We start from the raw sequence: 11,972 nt of genomic DNA on the forward strand, positions 1-11,972 counted from the left end.
AGGTTAATTGAGGGAGAAGAATCTGTCCGTCCCCTCCATCAAAGTCGACAAAATCACCAAACCGCAGTAAGTCGCCCGGGGGTCGTCGATCGGGATGTTCCGGTTTTGACAGCCGTAAGCGCAGACAAACAGTTTTGCCCCCTGTTTTTTCAGATCAAAGAGGGAGTCATTTTTTAAATTATAAACCCCGTCATCCGTGACATATAAATAGACATCGATCTTTTTATCGAGAGCGGTTCTGGCCACTTCAAGCGTGGTTTTTGTACCGGGATCTTCGGGTTTGGTTGTCAGAACGATGGCCATCTTTTTCTGCATAGCTTGTTTCCGGTTCGATTTTTAGAGTAACATTCAGTTTTGAGGATTGTCAATCCTCTATCGTCGCGCAGACCAATAAAACTAAAAGGAGAATTACCATTAAAAGTATCTATCTGGATTATCTCAGTGCGGCTTCCATACTTCCTGAAGCTTATGAAGGGATGCTTCCCTATTTATCGGAGTCGCACGGAAACCCTCAGAGCCTCCATGCATGGGGAAAAGAGGCCCGTGAGGCGGTTGAAGCCGCGCGGAGGGAAGTGGCCCTTTTAATCGGGGCAGATTCCGGCGAAATTTACTTTACCTCCTCCGGATCCGAATCGAACAATTGGGTCGTTAAAGGGGTCTCTTCCTTTTTTAGAAAAAAGGGGAATCACATCATGACCAGTGCTGTTGAGCATGTATCGCTGACCAATCCTCTCAGGACTTTGATGACACAGGGATTCGCGGTGACCTTTCTCCCGGTCGATGCCTCAGGCCGGATGAACCCGGACGACATTGAAAGAAATATCACCGAGCGAAGCCTTTTATTGACCTTTCATCATGCGCAAAGTGAAATCGGAACGATTCAGCCGGTCAAAGACCTCGGTGAAATCGCGCGAAAATCCAATCTTTTGTTTCATCTGGACGGCGTGGCCGCGGCGGGCTTGATCCCGGTGGATGTCAAAACCCTCGGGGTTGATTTTTACACCCTCTCCGCTCAATCGGTTTATGGTCCAAAAGGGATTGCCGCGCTTTATATCAAAAAGGGGAGACGGCTGGACCGGTTAATCGAAGGGGGAAACCAGGAAGAGGGACGGCGCGCAGGTTTGGAAAATGTTCCCGGGATTGTGGGATTCGGGATCGCCGCGCGTCATGCCAGAGAACATCTGGCCGAACGCCGGGCCTCCCTGTGCGCCAGGAGAGATCGCCTGATCCAGGGGATTTTGAGCGCTGTTGCGGGATGTCACCTGACGGGAGACCCGGTTCACCGCCTGCCTCACCACGCCAGTTTTTATTTCGAAGGGATCGAAGGGGAAGCGCTCGTTCTTTTACTGGCCAGGGAAGGCGTTGCCGCGGCCACCGGTTCCAGCTGCGTTTCCGGAGCGGTCAAGCCCCCTTCCGTGTTAACGGCGTTGGGAATACCGCCGGTTCAGGCGAGAGGGTCGCTCGTTTTAACGCTGGGATGGAAGACGACCGATGAAGAGATCAAAGAAGCCGTTCCTATCATTGCGAAATCTGTTGAAAAGTTAAGAAGACTTAACCCCTAAAACTGCTCGCGTCAGGGGGAGAGGAGTTGAACGGCCCGGTCAATGCGAAGGAGGGCCCTTTCTTTCCCCAGCAGGCGAAGGACATCATAAATTCCCGGGCTGACGGTTTTACCGGTCAAAGCAATCCGCAACGGCTGGGCCACTTCACCCATCTTTTTTCCGGTTTTCGCCATAACCTCCTTAAACATCTTTTCCAGAGGTTCATGTTCCATAGGGAGCGGAGCGAGTTTTTCTCTAATTTCTTTTAGCAGTCCCATCGCTTCCGGCCCCAGTTTCTTTCTTGCCTCGGATTCGATTTGAATTTCGTCGACGAAATAACCAATGGCCGAATAAACCAATTCGTTTAAATCCCGCGAGCGTTCTCTTAGACTGTTATAAATCTCCTTAAGTTTCGTTTCTTCTATTTTTACCCCGTCGATTAAGCCCAGGTCATGCATTTGACTGTGCATCAAATGAGCAAATCTGTCGGGATCGCCGGTTTTAAGATAATGGGCATTTAACCAGAGGAGTTTTTCCGGGTTAAACACCGCGGCGGATGAGCCGACCGATTCAAACGAAAAAAGCCCAATCAATTCATTTAAACTGAAAACCTCCTGGTCTTTATAGGACCATCCGAGCCGGACAAGGTAGTTCATCATTGCCTCGGGGAGAAACCCCATCTTTTTATATTCCATAATCGAAGTCGCGCCATGCCGTTTCGAAAGCCTGGCTTTGTCCGGTCCCAAAATCATGGAGAGATGGGCGAATTTTGGAACCGGATAGTTAAAAGCTTCAAACATCGGAATCTGCCGGGGTGTGTTGTTTAAATGATCGTCTCCCCGGATGACATGAGTGATGTTCATCAAGGCGTCGTCAACCACCACGCAAAAATTATAGGTGGGCCAGCCATCTGATCGGATAATAATCAGGTCGTCCAGCTGTTGTCTGTCAAAGGTCACTTTCCCTTTAACCAGGTCTTCAATAACCGTTTCACCCTCATGAGGCGCCTTGAACCGGAGAGCGGCAGGGCGGCCTTCGATTGGTTTTGTCAATTCCCGGCACCGGCCGTCGTACTTCGGCGTTTTACCCGCGGCCAATGCCGCTTTTCTCCGCTCTTCGAGTTCTTCGGGGAGGCAATAACAACGGTAGGCCTTCCCTTCGGCTAACAGCCGGTCGGCATGTTGATGATAAAGGGCCATCCGTTCGGTTTGACGAAAAGGGCCTTCGTCCCAATCGAGACCCAGCCATTTCATTCCGTCGATTATCGCCCGAATCGACTCGTCGGTCGACCGGCTCTGGTCGGTATCTTCAATCCGTAAGATCAATTTCCCTTTATGGTGGCGGGCAAAAAGCCAGTTAAACAGGGCGGTCCTGACACCGCCGATATGCAAATAGCCGGTGGGGCTGGGGGCAAACCTTACTCTTACGTCAGACATCTATCTTCCCTTAAATTGATTAAAACCAGAGGATTATCATATAACAAAATATGGAGGATAGCAAAGAGATGAAATTAAAAATTAGTTATTCATTCCGGGGAGGGTGGTGGAGAAAAAAAACTACACTTTAAAACGGTCGACTTCGTTTTTCAGGATAGTGGTTTGCGAGGTAAGGACTTCCACGGTTTTACTCATCTCTTCAGAAAGCTGAAGGCTGGTCTTGGAAACCTTTCTAATCCCTTCCATCGTTCCCATAAAGACCTCGGTCCCTTTTTTTTGTTCTTTTATCGCATTTGAAATGTGTCTAACCCGTTCAGTGACCTCTCCCATTGCGTCTGTGATCTGCCGGCTTCCTTTCGATTGCTCCTGAGTCGATTTTTGAACGCCCCGGGTCGAATCCCGCATTTTTTCGGCATTTTGCAGAATTCTATCGCTCCCTTTTTTTTGCTGCATGGTAGCGGTTGAAATCTGCAAGATCATCCCGTTGATCTGTTCGATTGCCTGGGTGATTTGTTTGATTTGCCGGGACTGTTCACCGGTGGCTTTCTCAATTTCGTTTGCCATGGTACTGGAGAGGTTTGAACTCTTTAAGATGCTTTTTAACGCTTCCCGGGCGTTTAATGAGAGTTGAATGCCGGTCTCAACATTGCCAACCCCTGATTGAACGGCTTGAATGGCTTCCTGAACCTCTTTTTGAACATCACTGATCAGTTGCGAAATCTCATGGGTCGATCCCGAGGTCTGATCCGCCAGATTCTTTATTTCGTTGGCGACAACGGCAAAACCTTTTCCCTGTTCCCCCGCCTGAGCGGCGAGAATTGCCGCATTGAGGGCCAGGAGGTTTGTTTGTTTGGTGACCTGGTCGATGACGGTGAGGATTTTGCCAATCTGGGTTGACCTTTGTCCGAGTTTATTAATGACCTGCACCGAGGTCTGGACGCTTTCTTTGATCTTATCCATTCCATTAATGGTCTTTTCAATGGCCGTCATCCCGAGTTGTTCCGCGTCAGCGGTGACCTTTTCCGAGAGGCTGGCAGCATCTTTCGCGTGATTTTCAACCTCTTTGACGGAGGCATTAATTTCCTGAACCGACGACATGGTTTGCGCCGCTGAACCGGAAAGACTCTCGATGTTTTGGACGACCTCTTTAATCGCGCTGTTCATTTCAATGATTGAAGCGGCGGTTTCGTCCACGGAACCGACCATATTCGCGGTTGTTTTGGCGACCTCTTCGAAAGAGGCCGATAGTTCCAGGATGGAGGAAGAAGTCGTCTCGGCTGAAAGGGATAATCCTTCAACATTGGCTGAAATTTCCTTGATTGTGGAGTCCATTTCGATGACGGAGGTGGTGGAGGTTTCGGTCTTTTCCGATTGATTTTTAGCGCCTTCCATTATGGTTAGAGAATTATTTTTTATCTGTTCGGAGGCGGCCGCGAGGTTAAAGGTTACCTCGCGAATATTTTTAACCATTGAATTTAAACTGCCTGACATTTTAGCAAAGGCCCCGCCAAGCACGCCAATTTCATCCTGAGAATTGACGTTTATCGTTTGCGTGAAATCTCCGTCAGCAATTTTTGTCGCGAGCAGAGCCATGTGTTCAATGGGCCTGATCACCTTTCTGATAAATAAAAAAGCGAGACAACTCCCGATGAGAAGAATAGAAGCCGTAAGTCCCAAACTCAACAAGAGGTTTATTCGAAGTTTTTGTTCAAGGGATTTTAGCGACAATTCGACCCGCACGACGCCGATTTTATTTTCTGAGTTTTTTGTGTAGACAGGTGAAATAATATCGTAATAGTTTTCTCCCTGGTCAGAACGGTATTCATAGGCTGTGGCTGTCAACGCGGAGAGAGCTTTTGTCGCTGGCACATCCGAAAGTGTTTTGCCGATTTGATCTTTTTGAGAATGAGCCAACACTTTTCCATCCATACCCATAATAATAATATTGGACACATCGGGCTCTTTGATCAGTCCCGGTAAAAATCCCATTAACGTGTCGCTGTCTCCGACCACCACGCCGTAAGAACTGTTATAAGCCAGATTTTTTGAAAGAGCCATTCCGCGCTGTTGGAGGTCTTCTTTTAACGAAGACTTTTCTCGGACGATAAAAAACCAGCTCTGCAGTATCCCTTGAAGGAAAAAAAAGGAACAAAAAACCGCGACAAATTTCATCCTGAGGCTGTATCTCATTTTATGATCCATAAGTTCCTTTCTAAAAACAATATTTGAATTCTATCGATAAGATCATTAAAAACTAAAACATCACTTAATTAATTCTAGCATATTTAATAAATTCTGTATTCTCAGAGGGGTAACCCTTCAGTGAAGGGTGGGCATTGACGAAAGTGCCTGGTATGCCATGGATGGAGACTTCGATGAATTTTGCTTATCCAACCTTAATGCAATCATCTAGAGATGAGGATAAATTCATCGGCGTCGGAAGGAATGGCGTTCCAGGCGCTTGAGAACCATTGACTGAACGATTACTCAGAGGGTTTAAATTAATTTGACAAAAACGTAAATTCTGACTATCTTACGTTGTGTAAGAGATGTTATTCATGTAATTAATTCCTTAATAATAGGTTTAATAAAGAAGATTATTTAACCCAATAAAAAGGAGGTTCCTAATGATTAGAAACAAAATGTTTGATTTTTTATTCTTATCTATCTTTTTTTGTTTTATTTTTGAGATCCTGAGCCCTCTTGCGTGGGGACAATCTGGTGAGATAAAAGGGGCTCAATATGGCTCTCCCGAATCGTTTGCTGAATTTCATGGTTTTGTCAATCTCCAATATTATGATTTTGATAATCAATTACCGGCGGGCGTCCCTTCGGGGTTTGATTTAAGAGATTTTTATTTATCTGCGAGAAGCAAGATCCGTCAAAATGTCACGGTATTTGGTGAAATTGACGCTGAACAGGGCGTTTTCAAATTAGACAGGGCCCTGATTGATTTACAGCTTCATCCGCTGGTCAATTTTCAATTTGGAAAGTTCTTTACCCCTTTTGGGATTGATAAGGTTGAGTCCACCCAGGCTCCGTTGAATAAGCTAAGCAGTATCCCTTTGCCCCTGGTGGAATTGGGTTATGAAGATTGGGCTGACGTCGGGGTTCAGATGTACGGAGAGTATGGGATGAAACCGGTTAAGCTGGGATACCACCTGGCGGTGTTGAAAGGTCCTTCCGGTTTTACAGAGACCGACATCAGGAATAAGGAAAACAACCGGAATAAATTTCTGACCGCGCGCGGCGTTATCAGGAGTCCATTGACCGGTGAAGGCAGGTTTGAGGCGGGCGCTTCAGCGGCCTATGGTAAATATGATGACGCCAGCCAGAATACGATCAAAATGATTGGCGCGGATGGAAAACTGCTGTGGAGCGGTCTTGAGATCCGGGGAGAATATATGATCCGGCAGGGGAATGACTCAACAGCGGCCGTCTCCTGCGACGGAACGAACATCGCTGGCCCTGGAAATTGCACCATCGCCCGGGCAGACGCAAGTGGATATTATCTTCAAATTTCATATGCTCTGTTGAAAAATATCCCCTCTGTCTATTTACTGGAACCGGTTGTCCGGATAGACAAAAGCGATTTGGCCGATCACTTTGCCCCTCCGGACCCTGACACGGCCAGACGCCGGGTAACGGTAGGGATCAATTACGCTCCCTATGCGCATTTTCTCCTAAAAGGAGAGTATGAGTTCGTGAAAAATGATGGGACCGATCTCCATAATGATGGGGTGCTATTATCCGTGGTGACCGACTTTTAATCAATACGTGAAATTTTATTGAGTTCAAAAATAAGGGGGCTGAGATATGAACCTTATCAGATTGATTTTTACCGTAATGATATGGATTTGGGTGCTTTTATTTCCGTTAAGCGGCTCATCCGTGGCACAGACCTATCGGGAAATAGGCCTGCCGCCGTCCGAAATTTTTGAAAAAATGATCGGTTACGCTCAGGAAAAAGATTTTGAAAAGCTTCGCAAGACCCTTCAGATCATCAAACCGATTACACAAACATTGGGAAACAAATACTCTAAAACTCCGGATGAGGCCATTCGGACGGCTATCGACAAAAAGGACAGAGAAAAGGCCGTTTTGTCAGTCCAACGTCTGGTGGCCCTCGATTTGCAGGATCTTTTGTCGATAGCCGTGGGGAGCGTTCGGGAATCGTCGGAAAAAGCGACGACGAAATTCAAAGCGGCTTACCTTGATTATCTGTTGATCAGTCCCTATGTTCAGGTAAAAAGTTTTTCGGCTGATCAAAAAATCAAAAATACCTTCAGAAAAACGGTAACCACATCGGCAAAAGAGGACGAGCTTAAAGAGATGGCAGAGGTTATTCAAAAAGAATTATTTAATGCTTGCCCCGAGCTTAAACCTTAAAAGACTGAACCGGTCTGATGACCCCGCTCAGCCGGTTGTTTCTTTTCTGGTTTCAAGAATTTCCCATCGTTCGATTTTTTCAGCCAGCAAGGATTCAAATTCCTGAAACTCGATTCCGATTTTTTTCATCTCTTCCCGGTCAATCTGGGCTGGGTTGGCCATCAACCGGTTGATTTCATTCTTTCGGGCCTCCAGAGCCTCAATTTCTTTTTCAAGGCGTTCCACCTCTTTCAATTCTTTAAAAGTTAATCTTTTTTTTTCTTTTCTTGAAGGTGACGGGGAATGACTCACAAGATCTTTTTTTTGAGTTTGTTTTCCTTGTTCTTCTTTTCTGGCCTTCCACTCCCGGTAAATTTCGTAATTTCCTTCAATATAATGAACTTCTCCTCCGGGCTCGAAACTTAAAATTCCGGTGGCCACTTTATCCAGAAAATATCGGTCATGGGTGACCATGATCACGCATCCTTTAAAGAAGGTGAGGGCTTCGTCCAAAAGCTGGAGAGTGGGAATATCGAGATCGTTGGTCGGTTCATCCAGCAAAAGAAAATTGCTGTTTTCAAGCATGAGCCTGGCGAGGATCAGGCGCGCCTTTTCGCCGCCGGAGAGGGTCCGGATAATTTTCCGTTGATCGGCATATGAAAATAGAAACGATTCAAGGTAAGAGGTTTTGGTTTTGGTTTCATCTCCCACTTTGATCCAGGCGTTCTCTCCGAGCGCCTCTTCAACCCTTTGTTCGGGGTCTAAAGACTCCCGATGCTGGTCAAAATAAGAAATTTTCGTATTTTTCCCCAGAATGATACCCCCCTGGGTTGGAAGTTCCTCTTTTAAAATCAGTTTGAGCAAGGTTGATTTTCCACAGCCGTTTGGGCCAATAACTCCGATACGGTCTCCTTTTTTCAACGACAGGAGAAGGTTTTTAAAAAGGGTTTTGTTCCCAAACGACTTGGTCAGGTATTGAAGCTCGAGAATAATGTCTCCCAGTCTTGCGTCGGATTTGAAATCAAGTTGTAACCCCGCTTTCGGGGGGCCTTTGACCTGGTTCTGAAGGGTCTCATATCGTTCAATTCTCGATTTCGATTTGGTGGTCCGCGCGCGGGCGCCTCGCATGATCCAAGCGGTTTCGGTTCGAAGAAGTGTGAACAGCCGGCTTTGGGCCCTGTTTTCGTGAACGAGCCGCTCTGCTTTTTGTTCAACATAACGGCTATAACTTCCGGGATAGGGGGTGAGCGCCCCGTTTTCAACTTCAATAATCCTGTTGACCACGCGGTCCAGAAAATAACGGTCGTGGGTAATCAACATCACGGCGCCGGGATAGTCGATAAGGTAGTTTTCAAGCCATTGAGTGGTGTCGGCGTCGAGATGGTTGGTCGGTTCGTCTAAAAGAAGAAGCGCGGGGGCTTCCAGAATCAATTTTGCGATGGCCACCCTTTTTTTTAATCCTCCCGACAGGTTCCCGATGATTTGATTCTGATCGGGAATTTCGAGATGGAGCAGGATTTCTTCGACCCGATGGTTGATGGTCCACCCCTGGTGTTGTGAAATCCAATGCGAAAGCCGTTCCTGTTCCGCAAGCAATTTATCAGATTCAGAAGGGAAACGAGGGGATTGGAGCGCGTGATTAATTTCTTCAAACCGGCGGAGGGCGTTTTGAATGGCATGAAGCGCGGATGCCAGCTCTTCCCGGATCGTCAGTTTTAAATCGAGGATCGGGTCCTGGGACAAATAGCCGAGCGTGGCCCCTCTTTTTGTTGAGATGATGCCGTCATCTTTGGTTTCCTGACCTGCAATGATTCGAAAAAGAGTTGATTTTCCGCTTCCGTTCAGGCCGATAAAGCCGACTTTTTCCTGCTCTCCAATGGTAAAAGTGGCATGATCAAGCACTTGCTTAAAGGCAAATTTCTTATCCAGATTTTGAACGTCTAAAATATTCATGATTGAACCCCTAAAATAGCAGATTTTGGTCGTCAATGGTAAAAAATAAAAAAAAGCGGGCGCCGGCAAGACAGACTAACCGGTGAGTTTATCGATCAGGAACTCTTTGAAGCGCGCCGGGAGGATCCGGGAGCAGGTTTGTCAAAAGGCAGAAAAGAAAGAAAACAAGAGATCGCTATTTCTGGCCGTTGAGAAAGGGCCAGGGACCTGAAAAAACCAGCTTCGCTGCGGGATCGCCCGGCGGAGCAAGCTTAGTGGCAGATGGCTCTTTCCCGACGGCTCAGGATTAGAATTGGTAATTAGCCCGCAGGACAACCGGGGTCCCGAATCCGGAAATGGAGTCGTAAGGCCGTCCGCTGCCGGAAAGAGAAGCATAGCTCAAGATCATTCCATCTACCGTGACCTTGCTGTTCGGATTGAGTCTGGCCCCCAAACCAATCACGATTGCGGAAGCCGAATTTCCATTGGATAGTTTATTCGGATTATTGTTCGTGTCAAATCCAAGTTCCCCGACGAAGGTCAGTTTAGGGATAAGGGGAAGAAGAATGGCGCCGTTTAATTTAAAATCGGTGGTCGACTGATTATTGCTGACTGTCCCGGTATCGGAGTAGTCAGAGTCAATCGTCAGCTCTCCATTTAAATTGACGATGAGGCTCTTGAGGTCCTGGGAAAAGGCATATCCGAGGGTTAAATCAACGTCTCCCGTTTTTGTTTGAGGAGGATTTGCCGAGGGAGAGACACGATTAAAATTCACCCTTCCATATCCCGCACCGGGACCCAGCACGAGTTTATAGCCGAGGCTTCCGGTGGAACGGATTTTTTCGGTTCCGTATCCCCCTCCGACGCGGAGTTCGCCTCCCCAGATCCCCATATTAATTTGGACGGTGGGAATGTAGGCCTGGGTGCCGCCTGGCTGATAGTAGCCCGTTCCATCCAGGGCCGTCAGGTCGACATTGACGTCATCTTCTTTAATCACTCCGCCCATCTCCTGGGTAATGGTGCGGGTGGGACCGTTCATAGAGGTCATATTACCGCTTGAGGCGCGTTTTGCCGTCGTTGCGGCAAAAACGGAATAGGCGGTAAAGGTAAGCGATACGAAAAATATGAACAGAAACATGATGCTTGATTTTTTCATTCCAAAATCCCCTTATTGTTATTAATGAATGGTTTGTCTAAAACGGTTTTTACGATACCATAGTATTTTGTTTTGTCAAAACAAAAATGTCTTGTTTTGTAATCCTTCAGTGAACGGTGGCATTGACGAAAGCGCCTGGTATGCCATGAATGGAGACTTCGATGAATTTTGTTTATCCCACCTTCTTAATATAAAGATATAGAGATGAGGATAAATTCATCGGCGTTGGAAGAAATGGCGTTCCAGGCGCTTGAGAACCGTTGACTGAAGGATTACCTTTATCTTAAAGAGGAGATCTTAAAGAGGAGATTGCATTTGAATACGGTATTCTTTATACTAAACATTATTAGGTTTAATCAAAAATCATGAACGCCTTTAAACTAAAAGAGTGAAGCAACCGGCTTGGCCGGTGCGGAACGCGGGGTTCGGGGGCAATGGGAGCGAAGCGAGCAGGCCCCTGAATTGATCGAATCGCCATGACTGAAAATAAATTTGAAATTCAGTGCCCCTGTTGTCAGGCGAGGCTTATCATTGACGGTGCGTCAGGGACGGTCCTATGGCACGAGGCCAGGAAAAGCGAAAAGACCCTGCCGACCATGAGTGATATGATCAGGAATCTCGACCTGCAGAAGAAAGCCGTTGAAGAAAAAATTCAAAATGAAAGCAAGGCCTTAAAAGACCGATCGAGGATTTTAGAAGAGAAGTTCAAAGAGTCGATGAAGCGTCTGGATAAGAATGAAGATTTAAAACCAGTTCGTCCGATCGATCTTGATTGATTTCTAGGAGCGGGCCGCCGGCTCGCCGCAAGCCGGCGGGTATCCACCCAGCGAGCGGAAGCGAGCGTGGAGCATCCGAGCTGGCTTTGGGAGCGGTTCCACAGCGGACAGATGCCCTTAATCAAGGGGGCGACGCGAGCCCCTCAGATAGGAGGATTTCAGTGAAAATACCGGAACAGAAGGTGAAAAATATGGAAGGGCTCGAATCCTGGAATTTAATTGATGACGGATTCCGAAAACAGTTTTTTAAGGGGTCTTATCGGGCCGCGGTTGCTTTTATGAACAAAATCGGGCGTTCATCTAAAGAAGGGTTTCCTCCCGATTTAGTGATCGATAAGGATGGCCTCTGGGTTATTTTTCACGCTGAAGGGGACGCGATTTCTCCGGCCCAAAGAGAGATCGCCGCGAAAATTGACCGGGCCTACGAGGAGATCATCTTTGAACAGGATCCGCCTCTAAGTCAGGAAGAAATCGACGAATTAAAACCCGGACTTTCAGCGTGGAATTTTTCACATCGGGCCCTTCAACGAATTATAAAGATTGATTCTTTTAAGACGGCGGTTGAGTTTGCAAACCGCGTTGCCGCTGTCGGGATCGGCGCCGGGCATCTTCCTGATCTGGTGATCACCAGAGAAAGCGTGATGATTGTTATTACCAGCCGCTTATCCAGCGGAGTGACCGTCTCGGACATTAACCTGGCAAGACAGGTTTCAGAGGTGGTTGAGAAGTTTGATCAGGGCCAGGGAATTCGGAACCGCTAAAG

Annotated in this window: 10 protein-coding genes; 5 read left to right on the forward strand and 5 right to left on the reverse strand. The window is 47.1% G+C overall.

Going from position 1 to position 11,972, the window contains the following annotated elements; all coding sequences use genetic code 11:
• Nucleotides 1-3: 3 nt before the first annotated feature.
• Nucleotides 4-315, reverse strand: a complete 312-nt coding sequence (locus HYR79_11060; protein ID MBI1822237.1) for a DsrE family protein — start codon at nucleotides 313-315, stop codon at nucleotides 4-6.
• A 17-nt stretch (nucleotides 316-332) separates the two neighbouring features.
• On the opposite strand from HYR79_11060, the gene HYR79_11065 reads away from it, so the two are divergent.
• The gene (locus HYR79_11065; GenBank protein MBI1822238.1) at nucleotides 333-1,562 is read left to right on the forward strand and encodes a cysteine desulfurase; all 1,230 of its coding nucleotides are present in this window, start codon (nucleotides 333-335) and stop codon (nucleotides 1,560-1,562) included.
• 11 nt (nucleotides 1,563-1,573) lie between these two features.
• On the opposite strand, the gene gltX is transcribed toward HYR79_11065, so the two are convergent.
• Both gltX and HYR79_11075 read right to left on the reverse strand, forming a co-directional pair.
• Entirely contained in the window at nucleotides 1,574-2,977 is a 1,404-nt protein-coding gene (gene gltX / locus HYR79_11070; GenBank protein MBI1822239.1) for a glutamate--tRNA ligase, read from the reverse strand.
• A gap of 120 nt (nucleotides 2,978-3,097) precedes the next feature.
• The gene (locus tag HYR79_11075; GenBank protein ID MBI1822240.1) at nucleotides 3,098-5,179 is read right to left on the reverse strand and encodes a HAMP domain-containing protein; all 2,082 of its coding nucleotides are present in this window, start codon (nucleotides 5,177-5,179) and stop codon (nucleotides 3,098-3,100) included.
• Between the two features lie 425 nt (nucleotides 5,180-5,604).
• On the opposite strand from HYR79_11075, the gene HYR79_11080 reads away from it, so the two are divergent.
• Nucleotides 5,605-6,747: a hypothetical protein gene (locus HYR79_11080; GenBank protein ID MBI1822241.1), complete on the forward strand. Its 1,143-nt coding sequence runs from the start codon at nucleotides 5,605-5,607 to the stop codon at nucleotides 6,745-6,747.
• A gap of 46 nt (nucleotides 6,748-6,793) precedes the next feature.
• Entirely contained in the window at nucleotides 6,794-7,366 is a 573-nt protein-coding gene (locus HYR79_11085; GenBank protein ID MBI1822242.1) for a hypothetical protein, read from the forward strand.
• A 27-nt stretch (nucleotides 7,367-7,393) separates the two neighbouring features.
• On the opposite strand, the gene HYR79_11090 is transcribed toward HYR79_11085, so the two are convergent.
• On the reverse strand, nucleotides 7,394-9,298 hold the full coding sequence (locus HYR79_11090) for an ABC-F family ATP-binding cassette domain-containing protein (GenBank protein ID MBI1822243.1): 1,905 nt from the start codon (nucleotides 9,296-9,298) through the stop codon (nucleotides 7,394-7,396).
• 286 nt (nucleotides 9,299-9,584) lie between these two features.
• Nucleotides 9,585-10,433, reverse strand: coding sequence for a hypothetical protein (locus HYR79_11095; GenBank protein MBI1822244.1), 849 nt, complete (start codon nucleotides 10,431-10,433; stop codon nucleotides 9,585-9,587).
• Between the two features lie 476 nt (nucleotides 10,434-10,909).
• Between HYR79_11095 and HYR79_11100 the strand changes: the two genes are divergently transcribed.
• Both HYR79_11100 and HYR79_11105 read left to right on the forward strand, forming a co-directional pair.
• The gene (locus HYR79_11100) at nucleotides 10,910-11,209 is read left to right on the forward strand and encodes a 2-nitropropane dioxygenase (GenBank protein MBI1822245.1); all 300 of its coding nucleotides are present in this window, start codon (nucleotides 10,910-10,912) and stop codon (nucleotides 11,207-11,209) included.
• A gap of 161 nt (nucleotides 11,210-11,370) precedes the next feature.
• Nucleotides 11,371-11,970, forward strand: a complete 600-nt coding sequence (locus HYR79_11105) for a 4a-hydroxytetrahydrobiopterin dehydratase (GenBank protein ID MBI1822246.1) — start codon at nucleotides 11,371-11,373, stop codon at nucleotides 11,968-11,970.
• Nucleotides 11,971-11,972: the final 2 nt, after the last annotated feature.

It is taken from the genome of Nitrospirota bacterium (genome assembly GCA_016178585.1).
GTDB lineage: Bacteria > Nitrospirota > Nitrospiria > JACQBW01 > JACQBW01 > JACOTA01.